The 26,635-nt window shown below is 70.9% G+C and carries 25 protein-coding genes; 12 read left to right on the plus strand and 13 right to left on the minus strand.

Annotated features, from left to right (window positions below):
• Position 1 precedes the first annotated feature (1 nt).
• The 4 genes from ACFU8W_RS13645 to ACFU8W_RS13660 all read right to left on the minus strand — a co-directional run bounded on the left by ACFU8W_RS13645 (position 2) and on the right by ACFU8W_RS13660 (position 4,580).
• Positions 2 to 919: a DUF2510 domain-containing protein gene (locus ACFU8W_RS13645; protein WP_384035825.1), complete on the minus strand. Its 918-nt coding sequence runs from the start codon at positions 917 to 919 to the stop codon at positions 2 to 4.
• Positions 920 to 1,023: 104 nt separating this feature from the next.
• Positions 1,024 to 1,812: a 3-oxoacyl-ACP reductase gene (locus tag ACFU8W_RS13650; RefSeq protein WP_376666161.1), complete on the minus strand. Its 789-nt coding sequence runs from the start codon at positions 1,810 to 1,812 to the stop codon at positions 1,024 to 1,026.
• Positions 1,813 to 1,818: 6 nt separating this feature from the next.
• Positions 1,819 to 3,210 (minus strand): aldehyde dehydrogenase family protein, encoded by a 1,392-nt coding sequence (locus ACFU8W_RS13655; protein ID WP_384035829.1) that lies wholly within the window; start codon positions 3,208 to 3,210, stop codon positions 1,819 to 1,821.
• Positions 3,211 to 3,218: 8 nt separating this feature from the next.
• Positions 3,219 to 4,580: a glutamine synthetase family protein gene (locus tag ACFU8W_RS13660; RefSeq protein ID WP_345513076.1), complete on the minus strand. Its 1,362-nt coding sequence runs from the start codon at positions 4,578 to 4,580 to the stop codon at positions 3,219 to 3,221.
• Positions 4,581 to 4,655: 75 nt separating this feature from the next.
• Between ACFU8W_RS13660 and ACFU8W_RS13665 the strand changes: the two genes are divergently transcribed.
• Both ACFU8W_RS13665 and ACFU8W_RS13670 read left to right on the plus strand, forming a co-directional pair.
• Positions 4,656 to 5,396 carry a FadR/GntR family transcriptional regulator gene (locus tag ACFU8W_RS13665; protein ID WP_384035832.1) on the plus strand — a complete coding sequence of 247 codons (741 nt, stop codon included), beginning with the start codon at positions 4,656 to 4,658 and terminating at the stop codon, positions 5,394 to 5,396.
• Between the two features lie 92 nt (positions 5,397 to 5,488).
• Entirely contained in the window at positions 5,489 to 6,184 is a 696-nt protein-coding gene (locus ACFU8W_RS13670; RefSeq protein WP_384035835.1) for a gamma-glutamyl-gamma-aminobutyrate hydrolase family protein, read from the plus strand.
• A 102-nt stretch (positions 6,185 to 6,286) separates the two neighbouring features.
• Here the strand turns inward: ACFU8W_RS13670 and ACFU8W_RS13675 are convergent, their stop codons facing one another.
• Positions 6,287 to 7,216, minus strand: a complete 930-nt coding sequence (locus ACFU8W_RS13675; RefSeq protein WP_384035838.1) for a LysR family transcriptional regulator — start codon at positions 7,214 to 7,216, stop codon at positions 6,287 to 6,289.
• A gap of 70 nt (positions 7,217 to 7,286) precedes the next feature.
• Between ACFU8W_RS13675 and ACFU8W_RS13680 the strand changes: the two genes are divergently transcribed.
• Entirely contained in the window at positions 7,287 to 8,441 is a 1,155-nt protein-coding gene (locus ACFU8W_RS13680) for a TDT family transporter (RefSeq protein WP_384035841.1), read from the plus strand.
• Here the strand turns inward: ACFU8W_RS13680 and ACFU8W_RS13685 are convergent.
• From ACFU8W_RS13685 to ACFU8W_RS13700, 4 genes are all read right to left on the minus strand, one after another.
• Positions 8,380 to 9,099: a helical backbone metal receptor gene (locus tag ACFU8W_RS13685; RefSeq protein WP_384035844.1), complete on the minus strand. Its 720-nt coding sequence runs from the start codon at positions 9,097 to 9,099 to the stop codon at positions 8,380 to 8,382. The two genes, ACFU8W_RS13680 and ACFU8W_RS13685, sit on opposite strands and share 62 nt — an antisense overlap.
• Before the next feature lie 7 nt (positions 9,100 to 9,106).
• Complete coding sequence (locus tag ACFU8W_RS13690; protein WP_345513069.1) at positions 9,107 to 9,652, minus strand: helix-turn-helix transcriptional regulator; 546 nt, start codon at positions 9,650 to 9,652, stop codon at positions 9,107 to 9,109.
• Positions 9,653 to 9,801: 149 nt separating this feature from the next.
• Positions 9,802 to 12,429, minus strand: a complete 2,628-nt coding sequence (locus tag ACFU8W_RS13695) for an ABC transporter permease/substrate binding protein (protein ID WP_384035848.1) — start codon at positions 12,427 to 12,429, stop codon at positions 9,802 to 9,804.
• Positions 12,422 to 13,489 carry a glycine betaine/L-proline ABC transporter ATP-binding protein gene (locus ACFU8W_RS13700; RefSeq protein ID WP_345513067.1) on the minus strand — a complete coding sequence of 356 codons (1,068 nt, stop codon included), beginning with the start codon at positions 13,487 to 13,489 and terminating at the stop codon, positions 12,422 to 12,424. Before ACFU8W_RS13700 ends, ACFU8W_RS13695 begins: the two co-directional genes overlap by 8 nt.
• 287 nt (positions 13,490 to 13,776) lie before the next feature.
• On the opposite strand from ACFU8W_RS13700, the gene ACFU8W_RS13705 reads away from it, so the two are divergent.
• Positions 13,777 to 14,685 (plus strand): 5'-3' exonuclease, encoded by a 909-nt coding sequence (locus ACFU8W_RS13705; protein WP_345513242.1) that lies wholly within the window; start codon positions 13,777 to 13,779, stop codon positions 14,683 to 14,685.
• Positions 14,686 to 14,794: 109 nt separating this feature from the next.
• The gene (locus ACFU8W_RS13710; protein ID WP_384035851.1) at positions 14,795 to 15,637 is read left to right on the plus strand and encodes a siderophore-interacting protein; all 843 of its coding nucleotides are present in this window, start codon (positions 14,795 to 14,797) and stop codon (positions 15,635 to 15,637) included.
• Positions 15,638 to 15,813: 176 nt separating this feature from the next.
• Here ACFU8W_RS13710 and ACFU8W_RS13715 read toward each other — a convergent pair whose 3' ends face one another.
• On the minus strand, positions 15,814 to 16,467 hold the full coding sequence (locus tag ACFU8W_RS13715) for a MerR family transcriptional regulator (RefSeq protein WP_345513064.1): 654 nt from the start codon (positions 16,465 to 16,467) through the stop codon (positions 15,814 to 15,816).
• Positions 16,468 to 16,583: 116 nt separating this feature from the next.
• On the opposite strand from ACFU8W_RS13715, the gene ACFU8W_RS13720 reads away from it, so the two are divergent.
• Positions 16,584 to 17,546: a hypothetical protein gene (locus ACFU8W_RS13720; RefSeq protein WP_384035854.1), complete on the plus strand. Its 963-nt coding sequence runs from the start codon at positions 16,584 to 16,586 to the stop codon at positions 17,544 to 17,546.
• Complete coding sequence (locus ACFU8W_RS13725; protein ID WP_376344622.1) at positions 17,543 to 18,013, plus strand: ABA4-like family protein; 471 nt, start codon at positions 17,543 to 17,545, stop codon at positions 18,011 to 18,013. The genes ACFU8W_RS13720 and ACFU8W_RS13725 overlap by 4 nt, the downstream gene beginning before the upstream one ends.
• 20 nt (positions 18,014 to 18,033) lie before the next feature.
• Here ACFU8W_RS13725 and ACFU8W_RS13730 read toward each other — a convergent pair whose 3' ends face one another.
• The 3 genes from ACFU8W_RS13730 to ACFU8W_RS13740 all read right to left on the minus strand — a co-directional run bounded on the left by ACFU8W_RS13730 (position 18,034) and on the right by ACFU8W_RS13740 (position 20,688).
• Positions 18,034 to 18,813: an ABC transporter permease gene (locus ACFU8W_RS13730; RefSeq protein WP_384035857.1), complete on the minus strand. Its 780-nt coding sequence runs from the start codon at positions 18,811 to 18,813 to the stop codon at positions 18,034 to 18,036.
• A complete protein-coding gene (locus ACFU8W_RS13735; RefSeq protein WP_384035860.1) occupies positions 18,810 to 19,823 on the minus strand; it encodes an ATP-binding cassette domain-containing protein in 1,014 nt (337 codons plus the stop codon). Before ACFU8W_RS13735 ends, ACFU8W_RS13730 begins: the two co-directional genes overlap by 4 nt.
• A 202-nt stretch (positions 19,824 to 20,025) precedes the next feature.
• Positions 20,026 to 20,688 (minus strand): PadR family transcriptional regulator, encoded by a 663-nt coding sequence (locus ACFU8W_RS13740; RefSeq protein WP_384035863.1) that lies wholly within the window; start codon positions 20,686 to 20,688, stop codon positions 20,026 to 20,028.
• A 206-nt stretch (positions 20,689 to 20,894) separates the two neighbouring features.
• Between ACFU8W_RS13740 and ACFU8W_RS13745 the strand changes: the two genes are divergently transcribed.
• The 5 genes from ACFU8W_RS13745 (at position 20,895) to ACFU8W_RS13765 (ending at position 26,620) form a co-directional block, all read left to right on the plus strand.
• The gene (locus tag ACFU8W_RS13745) at positions 20,895 to 21,479 is read left to right on the plus strand and encodes a sigma-70 family RNA polymerase sigma factor (RefSeq protein ID WP_384035866.1); all 585 of its coding nucleotides are present in this window, start codon (positions 20,895 to 20,897) and stop codon (positions 21,477 to 21,479) included.
• On the plus strand, positions 21,476 to 22,120 hold the full coding sequence (locus ACFU8W_RS13750) for an anti-sigma factor domain-containing protein (protein ID WP_384035869.1): 645 nt from the start codon (positions 21,476 to 21,478) through the stop codon (positions 22,118 to 22,120). Before ACFU8W_RS13745 ends, ACFU8W_RS13750 begins: the two co-directional genes overlap by 4 nt.
• A 13-nt stretch (positions 22,121 to 22,133) precedes the next feature.
• The gene (locus ACFU8W_RS13755; RefSeq protein WP_345513051.1) at positions 22,134 to 23,498 is read left to right on the plus strand and encodes a deoxyribodipyrimidine photo-lyase; all 1,365 of its coding nucleotides are present in this window, start codon (positions 22,134 to 22,136) and stop codon (positions 23,496 to 23,498) included.
• 449 nt (positions 23,499 to 23,947) lie between these two features.
• Entirely contained in the window at positions 23,948 to 25,483 is a 1,536-nt protein-coding gene (locus tag ACFU8W_RS13760; RefSeq protein ID WP_384036209.1) for a molybdopterin-dependent oxidoreductase, read from the plus strand.
• A 126-nt stretch (positions 25,484 to 25,609) separates the two neighbouring features.
• Positions 25,610 to 26,620 carry an ADP-ribosylglycohydrolase family protein gene (locus tag ACFU8W_RS13765; protein WP_384035872.1) on the plus strand — a complete coding sequence of 337 codons (1,011 nt, stop codon included), beginning with the start codon at positions 25,610 to 25,612 and terminating at the stop codon, positions 26,618 to 26,620.
• Positions 26,621 to 26,635 lie beyond the last annotated feature (15 nt).

Here is a 26,635-nt window from a genome sequence, read left to right on the forward strand (position 1 = left end):
ATCAGGGGGCCACGGAGCTGCCGACGCCGCCGCTCGTCTCGCTGTCGTCGATCGGCCGGATGCCCTGGGTGAGGGTGTCCATGAGGGAGAGCGGCGGCCCGTCGGGGCCGGCGTCGAAGGCGTAGCGCACGATGACCAGCGATTCGCTGCCGACGGTCGACGGGAAGACGAGGGACTGCACGTAGCCGCCCGGCCCCTTGCCCGTGGTGACCTGCCAGCGCACCTCGTAGCCCGTGCGTCCCCCCACGCTCACGGACGCGGATCGAAGCAGCTTGTGGGAGGTGATGCCGCCGTGGATCCGGTCGCCGACGACGTTCTCCTCGTACGCCGCGTCGGCCGCGGTGCCGATGTCCTGCTTGGCCAGGACTTCGGGTGAGGTGATGTCCGTTTCGCTCGCGGTACGGGAGGTGACCGTGCCGTGGTAGCAGAAGTCGGAGGAGTCGCCGGGGCAGGTGTAGGACAGGGCGGTGCGCATGGTGAGCACCTTCTCGACGGTGCGCTCCGGCTTCTCCCAGCCCTCGGGGATCGGCAGTGTGATGCCGCCCAGCTGGTCGACGAGCAGCTTCGGGTCGGGCGAGGGGCTGTCCACGGCGGCGGTCGGGGTGGTGGCGGCCGGGGACGGTGCCGCACTGCTCGGCGCGGACTTCGGCCCCGTACCGCTGTCGTCCCTGCCCAGCAGCACGGCTCCGGTGACGGCAGCGCCGACGACGACCAGTCCGGCCAGTGCGATCGCGACGGCCCGGGTGCCGCCCCCGCCGCCGCCACTGCTGCCGTGGCTCGTGTACGGGGGCGGGACCGGCTGCTGCGGTGCGGCGGCGTCCGGGCGGGTGTGGGCGGTCCATGCCGTGCCGTCCCACCACCGGTCGGTGCCCGGTGCGGCGGCGTCCGGATACCAGCCGGGCGGAGTCGCGTCGCTCATGCCTCCACTCTAGAGTTCCGCTGTCAACAGGGGCTCCGGGCAGGCTGGTTGAGGCAGGCACCGGCGTCTGCCCGGCCGCGCGTCCCGCACGGAAGCGGACGGGATCAGACCGGCGTGACGTACGCGCCGGAGATTCCGCCGTCGACGAGGAAGTCGGTGGCGTTGACGAACGAGGAGTCGTCGCTGGCGAGAAACGCGACCGCGGCGGCGATCTCCGTCGCCTCGGCGAACCGGCCGACCGGGATGTGCACCAGCCGGCGGGCCGCGCGCTCCGGATCCTTGGCGAACAGCTCCTGGAGCAGCGGGGTGTTGACCGGCCCGGGGCAGAGTGCGTTGACCCGGATGCCTTCGCGGGCGAACTGCACGCCGAGCTCGCGGGACATGGCGAGGACGCCGCCCTTGGACGCGGTGTACGAGATCTGGCTGGTGGCCGCACCCATGATCGCCACGAAGGACGCGGTGTTGATGATCGATCCGCGGCCCTGCCGTCGCATGTAGGGAAGGGCTGCCTTGCAACAGAGGTAGACCGAGGTGAGGTTGACGTCCTGGACGCGCTTCCACGCCTCGAGTCCGGTGGTGAGGATGGAGTCGTCGTCGGGCGGCGAGATGCCCGCGTTGTTGAAGGCGATGTCCACGGAGCCGTAGGTGTCGTACGCGGCCTTGAAGAGCGCCTCGACCTGTTCGGGGTCGGTGACATCGGTGCGTACGAAGAGGCCGCCCACCTCGTCGGCCGCGGCCTTGCCCGCGATCTCGTCGATGTCCGCGCAGACGACGTGGGCGCCCTCGGACGCCAGGCGGCGGGCGGTGGCGAGGCCGATGCCGCTGCCGGCGCCGGTGATGACGGCGGTGCGGCCGACCAGGCGGCGGCAGATGTTCTCGGTGTCTGTGGTCATGCGGGTTCAGGCCTCCGTGCTGATGAAGACGTTCTTGGTTTCGGTGAAGGCGGTGAGGGCGTCGGGGCCCAGTTCCCGGCCGAGACCGGACTGCTTGTAGCCGCCGAACGGGGTCCAGTAGCGGACGCTGGAGTGGGAGTTGACGGACAGGTTCCCGGCCCGCACCGCCTGGGAGACCCGCAGCGCGCGGCCGACGTCACGGGTCCAGAGGGAGCCGGCGAGGCCGTACTCGGTGGCGTTGGCGAGTCGCACCGCGTCCGCTTCGTCCTCGAAGGGCAGGACGACCGCGACCGGTCCGAAGACCTCTTCGGTGGCCACCGGGGAGTCCGGGTCGGCGTCGGTCAGCACGGTGGGCGGGAACCAGAAGCCGGGGCCCTCGGGGGCGTTGCCGCGGATCGCGCTCGCGCCCTCGGGGACGTACGACCGTACGCGTTCCAGCTGGGTCCGGGAGATCAGCGGGCCCATCCGGGTCTTCTCGTCGGACGGGTCGCCGACGACGACCGAGGCGACGGCGGGGGCGAGGAGTCCGAGGAAGCGGTCGTGGACGGAGCGTTCGACGAGGATGCGGGTACGGGCGCAGCAGTCCTGGCCCGCGTTGTCGAGGAACGCCATGGGAGCGGCGGCCGCGGCGGCCTCGATGTCGGCGTCGGCGAAGACGATGTTGGGGCTCTTGCCGCCGAGTTCGAGGGTCAGCCGCTTCACGCGCGCGGCGCACCTGGCCATGATCTGTTTGCCGACGCGGGTGGAGCCGGTGAAGACGATCTTGGCGACGCCGGGGTGCTCGACGAGGGCGTTGCCCGCCACGTCGCCCGCGCCGGGCAGCACCTGGAAGAGGTGTTCGGGAAGGCCCGCTTCCACGGCCAGCCGGGCGAGCCGCAGTGCGGTGAGCGGGGTGGTCTCGGCGGGTTTGAGGATGACGGCGTTGCCGGCGGCGAGCGCGGGGGCGGCGCCCCAGGCGGCGATCGGCATGGGGAAGTTCCACGGGGCGATCACGCCGACGACACCGAGGGGTTCGAGCAGAGTGAGGTCGATGCCACCGGGGACCGGGATCTGCCGGCCGCTCAGCCGCTCCACTCCCCCGGCCGCGAAGTCGAGCAGATCGCGGACGTTGCCCGCCTCCCAGCGGGCGTTGGCGAGGGTGTGACCGGCCTCGCGGACCTCCAGCCGGGCCAGTTCCTCGCGGTGCTCGTCGACGACGACGGCGAAGCGGCGCAGCAGCCGGGCGCGGTCGGCGGGGGCCGCCGCCGCCCAGATGTGCTGCGCGGTGGCTCCCCGTACGACGGCCGCGTCGACCTCGGCGGCGGTGGTGGCCGGGACGGTCGCCACGACTTCCTCGGTCGCGGGGTCGAGAACCAGGTGCTCGGTGATCTCGGCGGTCTTGGTGATCTCGGTGGTCACGTCGTGCCTCACAGACGTTCGAAGGAGCGGCGGAGCTCCCAGTCGGTCACTGCGGCGTCGAAGGCGTCGAGTTCGACGCGCGCCATGTTGCGGTAGTGCGCGACGACCTCCTCCCCGAAGGCCGCTTTCGCCACCTCGCTCCGCTCCCAGAGTTCGGCGGCTTCGCGGAGCGTGGTGGGGACGTGGTCGTACGCGGCGGTGTAGGCGTTGCCCTCACAGGGTTCGGGTAGTTCGAGCTTCTGCTCGATGCCATGGAGACCGGCGGCGATCAGTCCGGCGACGGCGAGGTGCGGGTTGACGTCGCCGCCGGGCAGCCGGTTCTCGAACCGCATCGCACGGCCGTGGCCGACGACGCGGAGCGAGCAGGTGCGGTTGTCGTGACCCCAGGCGACGGCGGTGGGTGCGAAGGAACCGGGCTGGAAGCGTTTGTACGAGTTGATGTTCGGCGCGTAGAGGAGGGAGAACTCGCGCAGAGCGGCGAGTTGTCCGGCGAGGAAGTGGCGCATCATCGGGGACATGCCGCCGTCCTCGCCCGCCATGACGTTGCGCCCGTCGGTGTCCTGGAGCGAGAGATGGATATGGCAGGAGTTGCCCTCGCGCTCGTTGAACTTGGCCATGAAGGTGAGCGCGACGCCCTCCTGGGCGGCGATCTCCTTGGCGCCGGTCTTGTAGACGGCGTGCTGGTCGCAGGTGACCAGGGCCTCGTCGTACCGGAAGACGATCTCGTGCTGGCCGGGGTTGCACTCGCCCTTGGCGGACTCGACGGTCAGGCCCGCGGCCGCCATCTCGTTGCGGATGCGGCGCAGCAGGGGCTCGATGCGACCGGTACCGAGGACCGAGTAGTCGACGTTGTACTGGTTGGCGGGGGTCAGATCGCGGTAGTTGCGGTTCCAGGCCTGTTCGTAGGTGTCCTTGAAGACGATGAACTCGAGCTCGGTGCCCGCATGGGCGGTGAGACCGTGCTCGGCGAGGCGCTGCAGCTGGCGGCGGAGGACCTGGCGGGGTGCGGCGACGACGGGCGAGCCGTCCTCCCACGCGAGGTCGGCGATGACCATGGCCGTGCCGTCGTTCCAGGGGACCCGGCGCAGGGTCGTGAGGTCGGCGTGCATGGCGAAGTCGCCGTATCCGCGCTCCCAGGAGGACATCGCGAAGCCGTCGACGGTGTTCATGTCGGTGTCGACGGCCAGCAGGTAGTTGCAGCCCTCGGTGCCATGCTCCATGACCTCTTCGAGGAAGAACGCGGCGGCGAACCGCTTGCCCTGCAGCCGTCCCTGCATGTCGGGGAAGGCGAGGACGACGGTGTCGATCTCACCGCTCTCGACGAGAAGCCGTAGCTCCTCGACCGCGAGCGGGGGTGTGCGGTCTGCCACGGGAAGATCCTCCTTCGGTCAGCCGGAAGTCATAAGGTAGGGCTGAGAACCATTGTTGGGAAGGGATGCCGGGACGTGGCGGAGGGAAGCGAGCCCATCGAGGGGCTGCAGCCGGCGCTGCGGCCTGTCCTGCGGCCCGTGCGGGCGGGCAACGGCTTCGAGGAAGCCCTCGAACAGATCCTGCAGGTGGTCAAGCTCGGTCTGGTGCCGGGCGGCGAGCGACTGCCCGCGGAGCGCGAGCTCGCCGAGCGGCTCGGGATCAGCCGCGTCACTCTGCGGGAGGTCCTGAAGGTGCTGCAGGATCAGGGGCTGGTGGAGAGCAGACGGGGGAGGTACGGCGGTACGTTCGTGCTCCCGCGCACCGGCAGCCCCGGCGAGGACGAGCTGCGCCGCCGGGTGGCGGCCGTCGACCTCGAGGACGTCCTGCGCTTCCGCGAGGTGCTGGAGACCGGAGCGGCCGAGCTGTGCGCCACGCACGGGCTGACGGACGAGGGCGCGGAACGGCTGCGTACGGCTCTGGCTGCGACACACGATGCACCTCTGCCCGACTACCGCAGGCGCGACACGCTCCTGCACCTGACACTCGCGGAACTGTCCGGATCCGCCACGCTGGCCGCGCAGTACGCGGCCGTCCGGGCCACGGTGAACGACCTGCTGGACTGCATACCGCTGCTCGTGCGGAACCTGGAGCACTCGCAGCATCAGCACACCGCGTTCGTCGAAGCGGTGCTCGACGGGGACGCCGAAGCGGCGCGCGCCCTGATGCGCGAACACTGCGCGGGCACGGCGGCGCTGCTGCGCGGATTCCTGGCCTGACCGCTTGCGCGGCAGCCCACCGAAACGCAAAGGTATTTCTCAGCACCATTGAACCGGGTCCGCCCGCAGGCGGCCGACGGGAGGGCCCCGCCATGTCCGTACCGCTCATCGGCGTCACCACCTACTTGGAGCCGGTCGCCCGCTGGGGTGTCTGGGAGCTCCCCGCCGCCCTGCTCCCGTCCGCCTATCCGCGGCTGGTCCAGCGCTCCGGCGGCCTCGCCGCCCTGCTGTCGCCGGACGACCCGGCGCGGGCGGCGGCCGCCGTGGCCCGGCTGGACGGTCTCGTCGTCGCGGGCGGCGCCGATGTCGAGCCCGTACGCTACGGCGCGGAGCGCGATGCCAGGACCGGACCGCCGGCCCGGGAACGCGACATGTGGGAGCTGGCGCTGCTCGACGCCGCCCTGCAGTCCGGCACACCGGTGCTCGGCATCTGCCGCGGCATGCAGCTGCTGAACGTGGCGCTCGGCGGCACCCTCACCCAGCACCTGGACGGGCACACCAACCCGCTCGGCACGCCCGGCGTCCTCGGCGAGCACCCGGTGACGCCGGTTCCGGGAACGCTGTACGCGTCGATCGTGCCCGAGGAGTCCTCCGTGCCGACCTACCACCACCAGGCCGTGGACGTGCTCGCCCCGGACCTGGTCGCGTCCGCCCATGCTGCGGACGGCACGGTCGAGGCGGTCGAACTGCCGGGGGCCCGGTGGGCGCTGGGGGTGCAGTGGCATCCGGAGATGGGGGACGACCTGCGGGTGATGCGGGCACTGGTGGCGGCGTCGAAGCGGGGCTGACCGCGCGCCGGTCGGCGGGCTACGGCGTGCGCCGTCCGAGCCGGCCACGCAGCCACCCCGGCGCCGCCGCCCCTGCGCGCCCGGTCCCCTCCCGCTGCCGCACTACGCCTCGCGCGCCGTCAGCGCGAGCAGGTCGCGAGCCGGGCCCGTCGGCCGGTGTCCCGAAGGCCAGACCGCCCTCAGCTGGCGTCGGAGCCGTACCCCCGCCACCGGGGTCTTCACCAGCCGCCGCGAGGACAGCTCCTCCCCCAGCGCCAGTTCGCTCAGGACGCACGGTCCCGCACCGCTCTCCGCCGCGCCCTTCACCGCTGTCGTCGAGGAGAGTTCGAGCAGTGGTTGCGCCAGCCCGCCGTGGACGGCCAGTGCCGCGTCCAGGACCTGTCGGGTGCCTGAGCCGCGCTCGCGCAGGATCAGTGGGGTCGCGGCCAGTTCCTGCGGCGTCAGCGGTGTGCGGCGGCGGGCCCACGCGTGGGACGGGGCGACCACGACGACGAGGCGGTCGTGCGCGATGACCGTGCCGTCGAGGCCCTCCGGTATGGACAGCCCCTCCACGAATCCGAGGTCGGCCTCGCCGGCGAGCAGCCGCCCCGCGACCGCCGCCGAATTGCCCGCGAGCAGCGAGACAGCGGTGTCCGGCCGTTCGGTGCGCAGTGCGATCAGCCAGCCGGGCAGCAGATATTCGGCGATGGTCATGGAGGCGGCGACCCGCAGGCGGGAGTCACGCCGGTCGCGCAGGGCCTGCGCGCCCACGTCGAACGCCTCGGCGGCCTCGACGATCCGGCGCGCCCAGTCGGTGACGAGCGCGCCCGCGTCGGTGAGCCGGGAGCCGCGCGGCGACCGGTCGAGGAGGGCCACACCGAGCTGTCGCTCCATCGACCGGATGCGGCTGCTGGCGGCGGGCTGGGTGATGCCGACGTCCCGTGCCGCGCGTCCCAGGCTGCCGTGCCGGGCGACGGCGAGCAGCAGCTCCAGCGCTCCGAGGTCGGGGACCCGGTGGGACAGGAGGGCGGGTGTGGGTGCGTCCTTGGGCATAAAGCCAGCTTATGACCTCATAGAGACAAGCTCCCTGGTGGGGGACGGCCCCCGGAACAAAGATCGTGGCATGGCCATCTTTCCGCAGACCCGCGCGCAGACGAGCGCCCCGTACTCCGCCGCTGTGCGGCTTCCTTCTCTGCGACACATCGGCCCCAACTGGTACGCGACGGTCATGGGCACGGCCATCGTGGCCGGCGCGGGCGCGGCGCTTCCCGTGCACGTGCCCGGGCTGCGGGCGGCCTGCACGGTGGTGTGGGCGCTCTCGGCGGTGCTGCTCGCGGCGGTGCTCGCCGCCCGCGCCGGACACTGGTTCGCCCACCGCGACCAGGCCCGTGCCCATCTCCTCGACCCGGCCGTCGCCCCGTTCTACGGCTGCCTCTCGATGGCGCTGCTGGCCGTCGGCGGCTCCACCATGACGGTCGGCCGGGACGTCATCGGGCATCGGGCCGCCCTCGCCTCGAACGTGGTGCTGTACACCGCGGGCACGGCGATCGGCCTGGCCGCAGCGGTCGCGATCCCGTATCTGATGGTCGTACGCCACCGCCCGGCGCCCGGGACCGCGTCGCCGGTCTGGTTGCTGCCGGTGGTGGCGCCGATGGTGTCCGCGGCACTCGGCCCGCTGCTGGTGCCGGAGCTTCCCTCGGGCCAGTTGCAGGAGGGGATGCTGCTCGCCTGTTACGCGATGTTCGGGCTGAGCCTTCTGGCGACGCTGGTGATGCTGCCGTTGATCTTCGCGCGGCTGGTCCACCAGGGTCCGCTGCCCCTCGTTCTGACCCCCACGTTGTTCCTGGTCCTCGGTCCGCTGGGCCAATCGACGACCGCGGTCGGTCAGCTCGCCGATGTGGCGCCGGGGGCGATCGGGGCGCCGTACGCCTCCGCGCTCGGGGCGTTCGCCGTGCTCTACGGGGTGCCGGTGATGGGGTTCGCGCTCCTGTGGCTGGCGCTGGCCGCGTCGATGGTGGTGCGCGCGGTACGGGGCGGCATGACGTTCGCCATGACCTGGTGGGGGTTCACCTTCCCGGTCGGTACGTGTGTCACGGGCGCCGCGGGCCTGGCCCGGCACACCGGCCTGACGGCGTTCACCTGGCTGGCCGTCGCACTGTACGTGCTGCTGGTGACGGCCTGGGCGGTGACCGGGCTGCGCACGCTGCGCGGGCTGTTCAGCGGAGCGCTGCTCGCAGCGCCGCAGGCGCCGCAGCCAGTGACGGTCCGTACCACGTGAGATAGCGCCCGTCGACGAGTGCGGCGGGCAGCGCGGGAAACGCCTCGGGTCCGTCGGTCGCGGTGAAGCGGTAGGGCTCGTCGGGCAGCACGACCAGGTCGGCGCCGCTCGCGTTGAGCTCGTCGAGCGGGATGCGCGGGTAGCGCTCGGCGTGGTCCGCGTACACGTTCCGCACGCCGAGCCGGGCCAGCAGATCACCGGCGAAGGTGTCGCGTCCGAGCACCATCCAGGGCCGACGCCAGATCGGCACGATGGCGCGGCGCGGTACGGAAGCGGGCGGCGGGAGCGCCGCCCAGGCGGCCTCGGCCGCGTCGAGCCAGTCGGGCCGGCCCAGCCCGCAGCCGGTCACCAGCGCCCGGTGCAGTTCGGCGAAGGCCTGGTCGAGGGTGCGGATCTCGGTGACGAGGACCGTGATCCCGGCCGCCCGGAGCGCGGCGAGGTCGGGTGCGCGGTTCTCCTCCTCGTTGGCGAGGACGAGATCGGGGCGGAGCCCGAGGACCGCGGCCACATCGGGGTTCTTGGTGCCGCCGATGCGTGCGGCGGTCAGACCGGCCGGATGGGTGCACCAGTCGGTGACGCCCACGAGGAGGCCGGGGGCGCTGGCGGCGACGGCCTCGGTGAGCGACGGGACGAGGGAGACGACACGTTCCACGGGCACCGGTGTCTCAGCGCCTCGGGTCGTTCGTGGCGTCGATGTGCTCGGCAACCGCGACGACCAGCAGCCGGGTGCCCGGCATCGTGGCCCGCCAGCGGTGCCGTACCCCGCCCGACAGGAACAGCGTGTCGCCGCGCTCCAGCCGGTACGCCTGCCCCTCCGCCTCCACCTCGGCGGCGCCCTCCGCGACGTACATCACCTCGTCGTTGCGGTGCTGGAACTCCCGCCCGAGGTCTATCTCGCCGGTGAACTCCAGCGCGCTGAGCTGGTGCCGCCCCCGCACCACTCTGCGTACCCCGTCGTCCTCGCCCGCGCGGACCACGTCGACGGAGCGCGCGGAGTCCGCGGCGGCGCGCAGCCGTGCCGTGGTGGTCTCCAGGGCAACGGCCACCCGGTCCAGCGACCGGGCGCTGGGCCGGGCCCGCTCGTTCTCGATCTGGCTGAGGAACGGCACGGACAGGCCGCTGCGGCCCGCGACCGCGGCCAGTGTCAGCCCCAGGCTTCTTCGTCGACGGCGAACCGCGGCGCCCACGCGGAGTGTGTCCTTGTCGTCCATGTCCGGCTCCCTCCCGACTCGTCATCCTTCCGGCTGCCAGCACCTTACGCACAAGGTTGGGCAAGGACGGCCGGTAAATGGATGCCGGAACAGCCGGAAGGGGTGGCACCGCCGACCGGCAGTGCCACCCCTTCACGGTGCTTCAGACCTTACTGGGGAGCCATCTTGTCCGCGATGCCCGGATTCTTGTCCATCCAGGCCTTCACGGCTTCTTCCTCGTGTCCCGTGCCGCGCTTCTGGATCTCGTTCTCCAGGCCGGCCAGCTGCTGCTCGCCGAGCTTGAAGTCCTTGAACCACTTGGTGAGCTGCGGGTAGTTCTTCGGGAAGTCCTTGCTGGCGATCGTGCGAATGGTGTCGCCGTTGCCGAAGGCCTTCTTGGGGTCCGTCAGCTTGGTGAGGTCGTACTGGTTGTACGCCCAGTGCGGCGTCCAGAGCAGAACCGCGATCGGCTCCTTCTTGGCGTACGCGCGCTTCAGCTCGGCGAGCATCGAGGGCGTCGAACTGTCGACGACCTTGTACTCCTTGTCGAGGCCGTAGGCGGGCAGCACGTTGTTCTTCAGGTTGGCCATGGTGGCGGTGCCGGGCTCGATACCGACGATGCGGTTCTTGAACTCGTCCCCACGGCCCTTGAGGTCCTTGTAGGACTTGATGCCCTTGACGTACGAGGGGACGGCGACCTCCAGCGAGGTCGGCCCGTACCACGATCCGAGGTCGGTGAGCCGGGAGCCGTACTTGTTCCAGTAGTTCTTCTGGGTGTACGGCAGCCAGCCGTCGAACTGCACATCGAGCTGGCCCCGGGACATCGCGGCGTACATCGGACCGACCTCGAACTGCTTCAGGTTGATCTTGTAACCGCGCTCCTCCAGGACGGCCTTCCACAGGTAGGTGGCGGCGATGTCCTCCTCCCACGGGAACCAGGCCATCTCGACGGTGCGGTCGCGCTCGTCCTTGCCGCTCGCGCCCTTCGCCGCCTTGGTGACCGGGGTCCACTTGTCGGCGACGCCCGGGTTCTCCTTCAGCCAGGCGCGGACCGCGTCCTGCTCCTTGCCCTTGCCGGTCGTCTGGATCTTCGCCTCAAGACTGGTGAGCTGGTCCTCGGTCATCTTGAAGTTCTTCAGCCAGTTGCCGACGTACGGGTTGTCGTCGGAGAAGCCCTTGCGGGTCAGGGTGTGGATGCCGTCGCCCTTGCCCCAGAGGTTCTTGGGGTCCTTGAGCTTGGTCAGGTCGTACTGGTTGTACGCCCAGTGCGGCGACCAGAGCGGGACGACGATCGGTTCCTTCTTGGCGTACGCACGCTTCAGCTCGGCGAGCATCGAGGGCGTGGAGCCGTCGACGACCTTGTACTCCTTGTCGAGGCCGTACCCCGGCAGGATCTTGTCCTTGAGCAGCCCGGTCTCACCGGCGCTCGGCTCGATGCCGACGACACGGCCCTTGAAGTCGGACGCCTTGCCCTTGAGGTCGTCGAGCGAGTCGACGCCCTTCACGTACGAGGGGACGGCCAGCTCCAGGGAGGTGGGGCCGTACCAGGAGCCCATGTCCTCCAGGCGGTCCTGGTACTTCTTCCAGTACGTGGCGTGGGTGACCGGGAGCCAGGAGTCGGTCTCGAAGTCGATCTGGCCGTTCGCCATGCCGGTGTAGAGCGCACCGGCCTCGTACTGCTTCACGTCGACCTCGAAGCCGCGCTGCTCCAGCAGCTCCTTCCAGAGGAAGGTGGAGGCGATGCCCTCGTCCCACGGGATGTATCCCATGCTGATCTTCTGGCCCTTGCCGACGTTCGATGCGTCGGTGGCGGCACCGGTGTCCTGCTTCGAGGAGCCGAAGATGCCCATGCCACCGGCGACGAGCGCGAGGACGACGACGCCGACGACCGCGACGGCGGGCTGCGGACGGTAGTTCCAGATCTTCAGTCCGCCGGCCACCGACTGGGCCTTGGCGAGGGCGCGGCGGGCCAGCGGGGAGACCTCGCGGCCCAGTGCGCTGGTCATCCGGTCCAGGTACATCGCCAGGATGACGATGGAGATGCCCGCCTCGAAGCCGAGGCCGACGTCGACGTTGCCGATGGCACGGTAGACGGAGCCGCCGAGCCCGCCGCCGCCGACCATGCCGGCGATGACCACCATGGACAGGCCGAGCATGATGACCTGGTTGATGCCCGCCATGATCGTGGGCAGGGCGAGCGGCAGCTGCACCCGCAGCAGGGTGTTGCGCGAGGTGGTGCCGAAGGCCTCGGCCGCCTCGACGAGCTCGCCGTCGACCTGGCGGATGCCGAGTTCGGTCATCCGGACGCCCGGGGGCAGCGCGAAGATGATGGTGGCGATGATGCCGGGCACGACGCCGACGCCGAAGAAGATGACGCCGGGAATCAGATAGACCATGGCGGGCATGGTCTGCATGAAGTCGAGGACCGGCCGGGTCACCGCGGACACCGTCTTGGAGCGGGCCGCCCAGATGCCGAGCGGGACGGCGAGGACCAGGGTGACGATCGTCGCGACGAGCACCAGTGTGAGGGTGTCCATCGCTTCGTCCCACAGCTCGACCGAGTCGATGAGCGCGAAGCCCACGAAGGCGAGACCACCCGCGAGCAGACCGCGCAGCCACCAGGCGATGACCGCGACGATGCCCGCGAACAGCAGCGGGGCGGGCGCGGAGAGGACGGCGGCTATGCCGTCGAACATGCCGCCGACGACGGAGCTGATCGCGTCGAACAGCCAGGCCAGGTGGGTCTGCAGCCAGTCGACCGCACTGTCCACCCATTCACCGAGCGGGAGCCTAAACATCGGCGGCCACCTTCTTCGCAGTGGTCGTGGCGTCCTGCGGGAGCTCGATGGGGGTCATCGGCTCGCCGAGGACGGCAAGCAGCCGGGACCGGGGCACGACCCCGACGAGCTTGCCCTTGTCGTCGGTCACGGCGACCGCGACGCCACTGCGCGAGCACGGCGTGAACAGCTCGATGATCGGCGTGGACTCGGAGACCGTGGCCGGCGCCGCCCTGAGGACGTCGTCGGGCGTACGGAGTTCCTCGCCGTCGTCGCCCGTGGTGCCCATGACGGTGTGCGGCTCGGCCATGACGGCGCCCGCGGTGAGCACCCGGGAGCGGTCGACGTCCTGGGTGAAGGAGGCGACGTAGTCGTTGGCGGGGGTGACGAGGATGTCCTCGGCGGTGCCCAGCTGGACGATCCTCCCGTCCCGCATCACGGCGATCCGGTCGCCGAGGCGCATGGCCTCGTTGAGGTCGTGGGTGATGAAGACGATGGTCTTCTTCAGCCGCTTCTGCAGTTCCAGCAGCTGGTCCTGCATGTCGCGGCGGATCAGCGGGTCCAGCGCGCTGAACGACTCGTCCATCAGGAGCAGGTCGGCGTCGGTGGCGAGGGCGCGGGCCAGGCCGACGCGCTGCTGCATACCGCCGGACAGCTCGTCGGGCCAGGACTTCTCCCAGCCGGCGAGGCCGGTCAGCTCCAGCGCCTCGGCGGCGCGCTTCTCGCGCTCGGCACGCGGCACACCCTGCACTTCGAGTCCGTACGCGGCGTTCTCCAGAACGCTCCGGTGCGGGAACAGGGCGAAGTGCTGGAAGACCATGCTGATCTTCGAGGAGCGGACGGCGCGGAGTTCGCGGGGGCTCAGGGCGGTCAGGTCCTGGCCGTCGAACAGCACACGTCCGGCTGTGGGGTCCAGCAGCCCGTTGAGCATCCGCAGCAACGTGGACTTGCCGGATCCGGACAGACCCATCACGACGAAGATCTGGCCCGGTTCCACGGTGAACGAGGCGTCGATCACCGCTGCGGTCGTTCCGTCGGCGCGCAGCTCGTCGCGATCCGCGCCGCTTTCGAGCTTCTGCACGGCTTGATCGGGTCGTCTGCCGAACACCTTGTACAGGTGGTCGGCTTGCAGCCTTGACACATACACCTCACGCGTTGAACCGAAAACGGTCTGCCACCCCCTCCGGCAGACCGTGGAGCGGCGCGGATTCGGTCCGCTTGGCACGCGCTGCAGTGGAAATGGCGACGTGGTCCGCTCCGATGGCGCGCCTGCCCGCACTTACACGAGCCAAACAGAACAGTGACCCAGTTCACTTCTCGGCCGGTGTCAGTGAGGTGCGGCATCATCGGGGTGTGACGCGACGCCTGATGCTCCTCGACACCGCTTCCCTCTACTACCGCGCCTACTTCGGGGTCCCCGATTCGGTGCGCGCGCCGGACGGCACGCCGGTGAACGCCGTGCGCGGTCTGCTCGACTTCATCGGGCGGCTCGTCCAGGACCACCGGCCGGACGACCTGGTGGCCTGCATGGACGCGGACTGGCGGCCGCACTGGCGGGTCGAGCTGATTCCCTCGTACAAGGCGCACCGGGTCGCGGTGGAGACCGCCGACGGGCTGCCCGACGAGGAGGAGACCCCCGACACACTGGCGCCGCAGGTCCCGATCATCGAGGACGTGCTCGACGCGCTCGGGATCGCCCGGGTCGGTGTCGCGGAGTACGAGGCGGACGACGTGATCGGCACGCTGACCGGTCTCGCCACCGGCCCGGTGGACATCGTGACCGGCGACCGGGACCTCTACCAGCTGGTCGACGACGCCCGTGAGGTGCGGGTCCTCTACCCGCTGAAGGGGGTCGGGTCGCTGCAGCTGACGGACGAGGCGTGGCTGCGCGAGAAGTACGGGGTGGACGGCTCCGGCTATGCCGATCTGGCGCTGCTCCGCGGCGACCCCAGCGACGGGCTGCCGGGGGTGCCCGGCATCGGTGAGAAGACGGCGGCGAAGCTGCTGGACACCTTCGGCGATCTGGCCGGGATCATGGCCGCGGTGGACGATCCGGCGGCGAAGCTGACTCCCTCGCAGCGCAAGCGGCTCGACGAGGCACGGGACTACGTGGCCGTCGCGCCGACCGTGGTCCGGGTCGCGGGTGACGTACCTCTGCCCGCGTTCGATCCGGCGCTGCCCACCGAGCCGCGCGACCCCGCCGCCCTCGAAGCGCTGGCCGGCCAGTGGGGACTGGGCGGCGCCCTGCAGCGGCTGCTCTCCACTCTCCGGGCCTGAGATGCTAACTTAGGCAAGCCTAAGAGGAGCTCGCGCCATCGGAGTCCGATCAGCGAGCCGGGCGCCCACTGTGCGAGCTCCTCTCAGTATGTGGAGCAGGGAGAACCTCGTGGCAGAACGACCGGCGCGACAGGCACCCATGGCGCAGGGGGCCCAGGTCCTGCGCACCGAGCGGATCACCCCGCACATGGTGCGGCTGGTGCTCGGCGGTGACGGCCTGGCCGGCTTCGCGTTGTCCGGGTTCACCGACCACTACGTCAAGCTGTGCTTCGCGCCCGAGGGCGCCGACTACGCGCACCCGTTCGACGTGGCCCGGATCCGCGAGGAGTATCCGCGCGAGCTGTGGCCGACCACCCGTACCTACACGGTGCGTTCCTGGGACCCGGTCGCCCGGGAGCTGGCGATCGACTTCGTGGTCCACGGCGACGAGGGCCTGGCGGGCCCGTGGGCGCTCCGCGCGGCTCCGGGTGACCAGGTGACCTTCCTGGGGCCCGGCGGCGGTTACGGACCCGACGCGTCGGCGGACTGGCACCTGCTGGCCGGTGACGAGAGCGCCCTGCCGGCGATCGCGGCGGCTCTGGAACAGATGCCCGCGGGTGCGGTGGCGCACGCCTACATCGAGGTGATGGACGCGTCCGAGGAGCAGAAGATCGCGACGGCCGACGGGATCGAGCTGACCTGGCTGCACCGTGGTGACCGCCCGGTCGGCGAGGCGCTGACCGCGGCCGTGAAGTCCCTGGAATTCCCGGTGGGCCGGGTGCAGGCGTTCGTGCACGGTGAGGCGGGCTTCGTGAAGGAGATCCGCCGCCATCTGCGGCTCGACCGGCAGATCCCGCTGCCACAGCTGTCGATCTCCGGCTACTGGCGCCTCGGCCAGAACGACGACGCGTGGCGCTCGGTCAAGCGCGAGTGGAACCAGCAGGTGGAGCGGGAGCAGGAGAGCGCCGCGTAGGCCGCCCGTCCGGCGCACCCGTGGCGGACATGCACGCCCCGGTCACCGTCCGCCCTGGACGGTGACCGGGGCGTCGGCGTGCGGCGGCGATGTGCACGCGACCGGGTCGTCCGCGTACGAAACGGTGGCGCCGGCGGACACGCGACCCGGGCTCCCACGCGTCGGACGTGTCCCCGTCATCCGCCCCCGACCCGCTCCCCCTGCTCGCCGCCGTACGCCCTGGCCGAGGCGTCCACGTGCGCGAGCCTGCGCAGCGCGCTGAACATTGCCTCGCCCAGCACCGTGCCGACGACCACGCTCTCCACCAGGTCCTCGCGCGCCACCCGCCGTCCCACGTAGTCGAGATCGGCCCGGGCGACCGGTTCCGCGGCGCTCGCGTAGTCGTCGAGCAGCTCGCAGAAGCCTCCGTGCCCGGCCCGCCGCAGTGCGGCCAGCACCCCGGCCAGGGCCTCACCGGCCGGACTCCGCGCCTCCACCCGCCAGCCGCGCCGCTCCAACAGCTCGGCCACCTCTTCGCGGGCGTCATCCAGTTCGGGCCCGGGTTCGCTGCCCTCGAGTGCCGTGATCCGCTTCGCCGCCACGCCCAGCACCGTGTGCACCGGCTGCGCGGGGTCGTCGATCGCCCGAAGTACGTCCCCGATCGCGGAGAGCGAGAGTCCGCCGACATCCAGGAGGGCACGGATCAGCTTCAGCCGGCGCTCGTGCCCGGAGTCGTACGACGCCTGGTTCGGGCTGGTCAACTCCCCCGGGGGCAGGAGCCCTTCCCGCACGTAGAACTTGATCGTCGCCACCGAAACCCCGGACCTGCGGCTCAACTCGCCGATGCGCACGCTGCGTTCTTCCTTTCTGCTCTTGCCAACCCCGCGCCCCATCATAGATAGTTCCACTATCGGATAGCGGAGAGTCTCACTATCCATAATATGTGGTCTTCACAGGGAGTACACCCATGCCGTCATGGCGTTCCTGGCACCGTCCGTTAGTCCTCTTCGCCGCGGCGATGGCTGTCATGGCCGTCATCTCCGGAGTGGGACTCCTGGTCGACGACCGGGTCCTCGCGGGCTCGGCGATCTGGTTCAAGCCCTTCAAGTTCGCGGTCTCGTTCGTGGCGTACGCCCTGGCGCTCGCCTGGATGCTGACGCTCCTCACCCGCGGCCGGCGCACCGGCTGGTGGGCCGGGACCGTGGTCGCGGTCTCCAGCCTCGCCGAGATGGCGATCATCACCGCGCAGGTCATCCGGGGGAAGCGCAGCCACTTCAACCACGCCACCCCGTTCGACGAGCGGCTGTTCACCGCGATGGGCATCACCGTCGCCGTCCTCTGGACCGGAACCCTGGTCATCGCGGTCCTGTTGCTGCGCGCCCGCATCCAGGACCGCGCCGCCGCCCTCGCGATCCGCTCGGGGGTATTCATTGCGCTGGTGGGCGCGGGAATCGGCTTCCTGATGACGCAGCCGACTCCCGAACAGCGGGCCGCCGGGAACCTCGACACCGCGGATGTGATCGGCGCGCACTCCGTCGGCGTACCCGACGGCGGCCCGTCGATGCCGCTCACCGGCTGGTCGACGACCGGCGGCGATCTGCGCATCCCGCACTTCGTCGGCATGCACGCGCTCCAGTTGCTCCCGCTGCTCCTGCTCGCCCTGGTGACGCTGGCCCCGCGCTTTCCCCGGCTGGGCGATCCGCGGGTACGGCTGCGCCTGATGCGCGTCGCATCAGGGGCGTACGCGGCGGTCGTCGCCCTCGTCGCGTGGCAGGCGCTGCGCGGGCAGTCACTGATTCATCCGGACGGCGCGACGCTCACCGCCGGGTCACTCGTCCTGGCCGCCACCGCCGCCGGAACGTATGCGGCGCTGCGGCCGACTCCCGTCTTCCGCACCACGGATTCCGTCGAGAAGGAGCTCTTGTCATGACCGGTGCACTCTTCGAGGTCTCGTTCTGGCTGGCAGCACCCTTCTGGCTGCTCATGATCCTGGCGCCGCACTGGCGGCCCACCGCCCGCCTCGCGGCATCCCCTCTGACCGTCCTGCCGGTGCTGGCCGTGTATCTGATGATGGCCGTGCCCGTCTTCCCCGAACTGTGGACTGCCGTGCGCAGCCCCGACATCGACACGTTCCGCGACCTGACCGTGCTGGCGAACGGGGCGGGGGCGATCTGGGCGCAGGTCATCGCGTGGGATCTGCTGCTCGGCCAGTGGATGTTCCTGGAGGGCCGCCGGCTGGGTGTCCCCGCGCTGGTGATGAGCCCTCTGCTGGTACTGACCATTCTGCTGTCGCCGTTCGGCCTGCTGGTCTTTCTGGTGCTGCGCGCGGTCCGGAAGCCGAAGAGCCGGCCCGGGGAGACCCTCCCGGACCGGTTCCACGACGCGGCGCTCTCCTGACCCAGCGACCGCAGGCGCCGTCAGACGGACTTCTGGTACGAGCGGAAGGTGCGGGTCGACAGCCAGACCGCCGCCACCGCGAGGGCGAGCAGCGCTCCCCCGCGGCTGAGCACCAGCCCCCAGTCGGACTCGGCGGTCAGGGCCGAACGGCCCGCCACCATCGCCCAGTTGACCGGGTTGAAGTCGGCGATCTGCCGCATCCAGGACGGCATCTGGCTCGGCGCCATGAACGAGGACGAGAGAAAGGTCAGCGGCAGCAGCAGGAACGTGTTGATACCGATGATCGACTCACGCTGGCGGACCAGCATCCCCAGCGCGTTGGAGAGCGCGCCGAAGACCGTACCGAGCAGGATCGAGGCGACGAGCAGGATCAGCAGCCCGCCCGCACCACCCGGGTACGTCGCACCGGCGGCCCGGCCGAGCAGCACGATGACGACCGACTGGACGGCGGTACTGATGCCGTTCTGCACGACATTGGCGTTCATCAGCGCGTTCCGGCTGACCGGGGTGGTCAGGAAGCGGTTGAGCGTGCCCCGCTCGATCTCCTCCAGGGTGCCCATTCCGGCCCACATGCTCGACCCGAGGGCGCTCATCACGACAATGCCGGGGATCAGGTAGTCCAGATAGGACGTGGTGCCGAAGCCGCCGAGCTCGACGACCTTCTTGAAGAGGTTGCCGAACAGGAACAGCCAGATCACCGGCTGGACCAGGGAGATGGCCAGGAACACCGGCTGCCTGATGATCGCCATGAGCTGGCGCTGGGTCATGTACCAGGTCTGGGCGATGACGTGACTGCTCATCGGGCACCTCCTGCGGCGACCGTGGCGGGGATCTGCTGGGCGTCCGCGGCCTCGGCCTCGGAGAAGCGGCGTCCGGCGTAGCGCAGATAGACGTCGTCGAGAGAGGGGCGGGCGACGGTGGCGGCGGCGACCGTCGCGCCGGCCCGGTCCAGGGCGCCGAGCAGTACGGGGACGGCGGCGGCGCCGTCCTCGGCACGGACGCTGACCCGGCGGCCCTCGGCCAGCACCTCGTACACCCCGGGCAGTCCGGTGAGCGCGGCGGTGACCGCCGCACGGTCCGCGTCGGTGCGCAGCTCCATGTGGACGGCGTCGCCGCGGAGTTCGCCCTTGAGTTCGTCGGGGGTGCCCTCGACGACGATCCGGCCGCGGTCGACGATCGCGATGCGTTCGGCGAGCCGGTCGGCCTCCTCCAGGTAGTGCGTGGTGAGCACGATGGTCAGGCCCTCGTCGCCGGCCAGCCGGGCGATCTCGTCCCACATGGCCGTACGGGCCTCGGGGTCGAGTCCGGTGGTGGGCTCGTCGAGGAACAGCACCTCGGGGCGGTGGACCAGGCCGAGCGCCACGTCCAGGCGCCGCTGCATTCCGCCGGAGTACCCCTTGACCTGCCGCGTCCCCGCGTCGGCGAGGTCGAAGCGGTCCAGCAGTTCATCGGCGCGGCGCTGGACCGCGGCGCCCCGCATCCCGTACAGCCTGCCCTGCAGCAGCAGGTTCTCCCGGCCGGTGGCGACCGGGTCGGCGCCGGACTTCTGGGCGACGACGCCGATCGCGCGGCGGACCCGGTCGGGGTGGCGCAGCACATCGTGTCCGGCGACTTTCGCGGCGCCGGAGTCGGGGCGGGCGAGGGTGGTGAGGATCTTGACGGTGGTGGACTTCCCGGCGCCGTTGGGGCCGAGGAGTCCGAAGACCGTGCCGGCACCGACGGTGAGGTCCATGCCGTTCAGTGCGGTGACGTCGCCGGGATAGGTCTTGATCAGTTGTCGCGCCTCTACTGCGGGCGCACGGGTGCTCATGACGGAGCTCTCCTGTGGTCAGCGGGGTGTTCGGGCATGCCGAACCGATCCGCGTGAGGAGAGCCGGGCTATCCTGGGTGTGCCGCACCTCGATCGCCTGGCTCGCCCTCACGGCATGGCCGGTCCGGGGTTCGAGACCCTGGCGGGCGCTGCTCCAACAGCCCCTGCCGGGGTCTTTCTCTTTCTTCGGTACCGCTTGGCGCTACGCCTTCCGCTCGGGATCGAGGACGATCTCCTGTTCGTCGAGGTCCTGCCAGTCCTGCGGAACCTCGCCGGTCGCGTGGAAGGACTTCCACTCCTCGATGCCACTGATCGTGGCGTCGAGAAGCTCGGTACGGAATTTCTTGATCCACTCCAGCTGGGCATCGACCATGTGGAGCTGGTACTCGGTCTCCACCACGAAGACCCGGGGCAGCTTCCCTGTCAGCCGGCCGAGGATGCCCCGCATCGCCGCGGACTGGATCGCCAGCGCCGCCTCCCGGGTTTCCAGCAGCTCCGCGACATCGTCCGGAGGCAGCACCGGCAGCAGCGAGAGCGCGGTCTCGAAGACCGGGTACTCGGCGGCCGGAACGGCGAGCAGATCGGAGAGCCAGTCGACCATCTCGGCGCGCCCCGCCTCGGTGATGCCGTAGAGCGTGCGCTCGGGGCGGTTGCCCTGGCGCTGCACGCCGGCCACCTCGACATACCCGTGCTTCTCCAGGTTCTGGACCACGGTGTACAACGAGCCGAAATTGATCTTGACGCTGTGTTCCTTGCCGCGTCGGCGAAGCGTCTGGGCGATCTCGTACGGATGCATGGACCGCTCGGCGAGCAGCACCATCACCGTGAGCGCCAGTGGATTGCTGAGCTTGCGCCGCTTGGCCACCACCCCCACCGCCCTTCACTTCGTCAGATCATCACTTCGTCATCGAATACTCGTGTACGAACATATCGCGAGCACCCTTACGCGTCAACCACGATGTATCGCGAATTCGTGGCGGCGTGGAAAGATTTCACGCACTGACCGATCCGCGCTGCCGTCGGCTCCGCATCACCTCATGAAACCGATGCGCATCCTGGGAGGAAGCCCGCGTGAAACAAGCCGTGCACATCAGCGAAGCACCATCGGCGGGGCCCGGTCTCCAGGAACTCCTGGGTCTGGTCGCCCGCGGCGACCAGGCTGCATTCGCCGAGGTGTACGACGCGGTCCGCGGTCCGGTCCTCGGTCTCGTACGGAGTGTGCTGCGCGACCCCGCACAGTCGGAGGAGGTGGCGCAGGAAGTGCTGGTGGAAGTGTGGCGGACCGCCCCCCGCTTCCAGGCTGCCCGCGGCAGCGCCATGAACTGGGTGCTGACGCTGGCCCATCACCGGGCGGTGGACCGGGTGCGCTCCGTCGAAGCGACGACGGCGCGGGAGCACCGGGCGGCGCTGCTGGACCGTACGCCGGAGTTCGACGAGGTCGCCGAGCAGGTCGAGAGCCGGCTGGAGCGGGAGCAGGTGCGCCGCTGCATGCGGACCCTGTCCGAGCTGCAACGGCAGTCCGTCACGCTCGCCTACTACCGCGGCCTGACCTACCGCGAAGTAGCGGAACTCCTCTCCGTACCCCCCGCGACGATCAAGACACGACTGCGCGACGGACTGATCCGACTGCGCGACTGCCTCGGGGTGAGCGCATGAACAAGGTGGATCCCAGGAGCGGGGCCGAACTGCACACGCTGACCGGCGCCTACGCCCTGTACGCGCTGCCGGACGCGGAGCGCGGGGAGTTCGAACGCCATCTCGGCGACTGCGAGGCCTGCGCCGTGGAGGTGCGGGAACTGTCCGAGACCGCCACCCGGCTCGGGCTCGCGGTGTCCGCGGCCCCACCCCGCGAGCTGCGCGACCGGGTGCTGCGGGAGATCACGACCGTGTGGCAGAACCAGGTCGCCCGGGACGCACAGGAGGAAGGGCACCGGGGCCGGCAGCGGAGCGAGCAGGTGGCGCAGGTTCTCGCGGCGCCGGACGCGAAGGCGAAGTCCGGCGCGCCGAAGGGCGGGGCCAGGGGCACGGTCGTGGTCTCCCGGAGCGAGAACCGGGCCGTGTTCGTGGCCTCGGGGATGGAGCCGCCGTCCCACGGCAAGATGTACCAGCTGTGGTTCGACGACCACGGGACCACGCGGAGCGCGGGACTGATCAACCGGGTGGCGACGAGCAACACGGTGCTGCCGGACGGACCGGTCGACGGCGCGTCGGGCATGGGAATCACCGTCGAGCCGGCCGGCGGCTCCGTGCAGCCGACGTCCACTCCACTGGCACTGCTGACCTTCCCGACCGTATGAGGGGCTTCCTGCCATGACCGTCTCGGTGGCGCTGTTCACCTCCGATCTACGACTGCACGACAACCCCGTTCTGCACGCCGCGGTGCGCGACGCGGATGCCGTCGTCCCCCTCTTCGTCCAGGACGACGGCATCCGCCGGACCGGATTCGACGCGCCGAACCGGCGGGCGTTCCTCGCCGACTGCCTCGTCGATCTCGACGCGGGGCTGCGCCGCCGCGGCGGCCGGCTGGTCGTCCGCAGCGCCGACGTGGTGGCCGGGGCCTGCGCCGTGGTCGCGGAGACGGGTGCGGACAGTCTGCACATCGCGGCCGGGGTGAGCGGGTACGCGAGGGAACGCGAGGAGCGCCTGCGTACGGCTCTCGGGGCTGTCGGCTGCGCCCTGCACGTCCATGACGCGGTGGTCACCGCGCTCCCCCCGGGCCTGGTCGTCCCGGCGGGCCGAGACCATTTCGCGGTGTTCACCCCCTACTTCCGCCGTTGGGAGGCGGCGGGCGTACGGGGCACACTGACCGGGCCGCGGACGGTACGGGTGCCGGACACGGCGACGTCCGCACCGCTGCCGACCCGGGCGGAGGTGACGGGCGTCTCCCCGGGACTTGCCGAGGGCGGTGAGACGGCAGGACGCAGGCTGCTGACCTCCTGGCTGCACGGCCCGATGGCCGACTACGGGACCGGCCACGACGATCTCGCCGGGGACGCGACATCCAGGCTGTCGCCGTTTCTGCACTTCGGCTGCCTCTCCGCGGCCGAACTGGTGCACCGAGCACGGGAGAAAGGCGGACCGGGCGCCGACGCGTTCGTACGGCAGCTGGCCTGGCGGGACTTCCACCACCAGGTTCTCGCCGCCCGGCCGGACGCCGCATGGGCCGACTACCGTCCGCGCGGCGACCGGTGGCGGTCCGACCCCGACGAGATCGAGGCGTGGCGTGCCGGGCTCACCGGCTATCCGCTGGTCGACGCGGCGATGCGACAGCTGGCGCACGAGGGCTGGATGCACAACCGGGGCCGGATGCTCGTCGCGAGTTTCCTCACCAAGACGCTGTACGTGGACTGGCGCGTCGGCGCGCGGCACTTCCTGGATCTCCTGGTCGACGGGGACCTGGCGAACAATCAGCTCAACTGGCAGTGGGTGGCGGGCACCGGTACGGACACCCGCCCCAACCGTGTACTCAATCCGCTGATCCAGGGCAAGCGGTTCGATCCACGGGGCGCGTACGTACGGCGGTGGGTGCCGGAACTGGCGGGCCTGGACGGCGCTGCGGTGCACGAGCCGTGGAAGCTCACCGGCCCGGACCGGGCCCGGCTCGCCTATCCGGAGCCGGTGGTGGATCTGGCCGAGGCCCGCGCCCGCTTCGAACGGGCGCGCGGCCTCGGCTGACAGCTGACCACCGGCTGCCGCCCCTCGGCTATCGGCTCTCGCCGCCCGGTGGAAGCGCGTCCGACTCGTACGGCGTCGCTTCGTGCGCCTGGCCGAGCACAAACACGGCGGTCGGTCCCGCCATGCCGATGCCCACCAACCGCGGCTGTCCGCCGCCGATTCCGTGCCATGCCGGTTCCTCCGGTCCCTCGGTTCCGGCCCGCGCCGGGCAGGCCCGGGGTGCGCCGAACGGGCCCTCTCGCAGGGCCCCTCGAAGGTGATTCGCGGCCGGGGCCGGGACGAATCGGTCGATGACCGCCTCTCATCCGATCGGGTGACGGACCAATCCGCCGGGCGTCCGGCGACGAACACCGCATGTGAACGAGGAACAGAACAACGCGCAGGAGCACGGGGCCTCCGGGTCCCGGCGGTCCCGCTGGGCACATGCCGGTCTTGCCGGGCTCAGCGGCCTGATCGCCGGGTTCTGCGCCCTGGCCGTGGCCGAACTGGTCTCGGCTGTCGTACGTCCGGAGGCGGGTCCGGTCGCGGCGGTGGGTGGGGTGGTCATCGACCGCACTCCCCCGGTCGTGAAGGACTTCGCCGTACGGCACTTCGGCACGGCCGACAAGCTGGTGCTCGAACTGGGCATCCTGGCGCTGCTGGCGGTTTTCGCCGTGGCGGTCGGGCTGCTGGCGCTGCGGCACCGGCTGCTCGGCTCGGCGGCCGTTCTGGTCTTCGGCGTGGTGGGGGCAGTGGCGGCGGTGGGACGGCCGGAGGGCAGCCCCGCCGATGCCCTGCCCTCGGTGGTGGGTGCCGTACTGGCCGCAGAGGTGCTGTATCTCCTGGTCGGACGGCTCGGCCCGGTACCCCGTCCCTCTCCCGCGGCCGGCGAGAGGGACGGGCAGGGGGACGGCGCCTTCGACCGGCGCGGTTTCGTGATCGCGGCGACCGCTGCGGCGGCGGCCTCGGCCGGTGCGGGGCTCCTGGGACGGCGGCTGACGTCCTCCGTGCAGGCCGGGGCCACCGCCTCACGGCATGACCTGGTCCTCCCGGTCCCCGAGTCACCGGCGCCCGCCGTACCGCCCGGGGCGGATCTGCGGATCCGGGGCCTGAGCTCGTTCATCACCCCGAACAAGAGCTTCTACCGGGTGGACACCGCCCTGGTCGTGCCCCGCATCGACGCCGATTCGTGGCGGCTGCGGATCCACGGCAAGGGGGTCGCCCGCCCGCTCACGGTCAGCTTCCAGGACCTCCTGGGTCGGGAGATCATCGAGCGGGACATCACCCTGGCGTGTGTCTCCAACGAGGTGGGCGGCCCGTACGTCGGCAACGCCCGGTGGATCGGTGTGCGGCTGGCCGATCTCTTGCGCGAGGCCGGGGTGGAGCCGCCGTCGCAGGGCGGGCCCTCCGACCAGATCGTGGCGCGTTCCGTCGACGGCATGACGATCGGCACGCCGGTCGAGACGGTCATGGACGGGCGCGACGCGATCCTCGCCCTCGGCATGAACGGCGAACCCCTGCCGTTCGCGCACGGCTTCCCGGTCCGCATGGTGGTGCCGGGACTCTACGGGTACGTCTCGGCCTGCAAGTGGATCAAGGACATCGAGCTGACGACGTTCGCCTCGTACGACGCGTACTGGGTCAGGCGCAGCTGGTCCCAGCAGGCGCCGGTCAAGACGGAGTCCCGGATCGACACGCCGCGTCCGTTCGCCTCACCGAAGCCCGGCATCGTGCCCGTCGCCGGGGTGGCCTGGGCCCAGCGCCGGGGGATCTCACGAGTGGAGGTCCGGGTGGACGGCGGCCCGTGGCATCGGGCCCGGCTCGCGGCGGAGGACAGCCGGGACACCTGGCGCCAGTGGGTGTGGGAGTGGCCGGCCACCTCCGGCAATCACACGCTGGAGGTCCGTGCGACCGACGGGACGGGCGCCACCCAGACCGGCGAACGCGCCGGCACCGTCCCGGACGGTGCGACCGGCTGGCACTCGGTGGTGGTCGACGTCTCCTGACCCGTCATGTCCCGCTCCTTCGTTCCTCGCGTACTCGATGGGTGGTTCACGGCCCTGTTGCTGTCCGCGACGGTGCTGGTGGGCGCGGCATATCGCGCGTACCGGAGCAGGTCTTAGGCTGCCGCCATGAAGCAAGGGGGCAGCCAGGACCGCGTGGTGGGCGCCGTGGTCGGTTCGGCGGTCGGCGACGCGCTCGGGGCGCCGTTCGAGTTCGGGCCCGCGGGTGTGTACGCGGACCGCTTCCCCGATGGTGTCGGCACGATGTGCGGGGGCGGTGGCTGGGATCCGGGCGAGGCGACGGACGATACGCAGATGGCCGTACTGGTCGGTGAGTCGCTGCTCGAGCGGGACGGGCTCGATCTGCCCGACATCTTCGACCGGTTCCGGCGGTGGGCCGCGGGTGAGCCGAAGGACATCGGTCTGCAGACCGAGTACGTCCTGACGAGCGGCGACCCCTGGGACCGGGCCGCCGCTCTGCACTTCCAGGTCAACGGGCGCGCGGCGGGCAACGGTTCGCTGATGCGGGCCGCCACCTCCGCCGTGTACTTCGCGAGAACCGACGGCCCGGAGCAGGCGGCGCGGGCCACGACGATGGACGCCGCCCGCCGGATCGCGGCACTGACGCACGGCGACCGCGCCGCCTGGGAAGGCACCGCCGTCCTCCACGAGCTGATCCGGGTGGCGCTGAACGGCGACGACCCGCTCACAGCCGTGCCGGGCGCCCTGGCCGACGTACCCGACGACCGGCGCGAACGCTGGGCGACCGTCCTCGCACCGGACTGGCATCCGGGTCTGGCGACGGAGTTCAACGGGGCGGTGTGGCCATGCCTGGGGACGGCGGTCTGGGCGCTGCGCACGACACATACCTTCGAAGCCTCGCTGGCAGCGGCGATCGACGTCGGCGGGGACACCGACACGGTCGCGGCCGTGACCGGCGCCCTGACCGGGGCGGTGTACGGCATGGGCGCGATCCCGCCACGCTGGACGGATCCCCTGCACGTCCCGCTGCCGGGGTACGGGGACCGGGTCCTGCGCACACCGGAGCTGGCGGCGCTTGCCCGGCGCCTGGACGCCCGGAAATCGCAGGATTCACGTTGCCCGAAATGTACACATAAGGCTGAGATAAGCGCAGAATAGTGGGGCAGGCGCCTA

It is taken from the genome of Streptomyces sp. NPDC057565 (assembly GCF_042801455.1).
Taxonomy (GTDB): domain Bacteria; phylum Actinomycetota; class Actinomycetes; order Streptomycetales; family Streptomycetaceae; genus Streptomyces; species Streptomyces yanii.

Coding starts and splice junctions, on each gene's coding strand:
- ACFU8W_RS13725 (WP_376344622.1), top strand. CDS start 17,543: ATGACCGGTGCACTCTTCGAGGTCTCGTTCTGGCTGGCAGCACCCTTC.
- ACFU8W_RS13730 (WP_384035857.1), bottom strand. CDS start 18,813: ATGAGCAGTCACGTCATCGCCCAGACCTGGTACATGACCCAGCGCCAG.
- ACFU8W_RS13675 (WP_384035838.1), bottom strand. CDS start 7,216: ATGCCCAAGGACGCACCCACACCCGCCCTCCTGTCCCACCGGGTCCCC.
- ACFU8W_RS13705 (WP_345513242.1), top strand. CDS start 13,777: ATGCTCCTCGACACCGCTTCCCTCTACTACCGCGCCTACTTCGGGGTC.
- ACFU8W_RS13720 (WP_384035854.1), top strand. CDS start 16,584: ATGCCGTCATGGCGTTCCTGGCACCGTCCGTTAGTCCTCTTCGCCGCG.
- ACFU8W_RS13670 (WP_384035835.1), top strand. CDS start 5,489: ATGTCCGTACCGCTCATCGGCGTCACCACCTACTTGGAGCCGGTCGCC.
- ACFU8W_RS13690 (WP_345513069.1), bottom strand. CDS start 9,652: ATGGACGACAAGGACACACTCCGCGTGGGCGCCGCGGTTCGCCGTCGA.
- ACFU8W_RS13755 (WP_345513051.1), top strand. CDS start 22,134: ATGACCGTCTCGGTGGCGCTGTTCACCTCCGATCTACGACTGCACGAC.
- ACFU8W_RS13735 (WP_384035860.1), bottom strand. CDS start 19,823: ATGAGCACCCGTGCGCCCGCAGTAGAGGCGCGACAACTGATCAAGACC.
- ACFU8W_RS13765 (WP_384035872.1), top strand. CDS start 25,610: ATGAAGCAAGGGGGCAGCCAGGACCGCGTGGTGGGCGCCGTGGTCGGT.
- ACFU8W_RS13695 (WP_384035848.1), bottom strand. CDS start 12,429: ATGTTTAGGCTCCCGCTCGGTGAATGGGTGGACAGTGCGGTCGACTGG.
- ACFU8W_RS13680 (WP_384035841.1), top strand. CDS start 7,287: ATGGCCATCTTTCCGCAGACCCGCGCGCAGACGAGCGCCCCGTACTCC.
- ACFU8W_RS13750 (WP_384035869.1), top strand. CDS start 21,476: ATGAACAAGGTGGATCCCAGGAGCGGGGCCGAACTGCACACGCTGACC.
- ACFU8W_RS13645 (WP_384035825.1), bottom strand. CDS start 919: ATGAGCGACGCGACTCCGCCCGGCTGGTATCCGGACGCCGCCGCACCG.
- ACFU8W_RS13650 (WP_376666161.1), bottom strand. CDS start 1,812: ATGACCACAGACACCGAGAACATCTGCCGCCGCCTGGTCGGCCGCACC.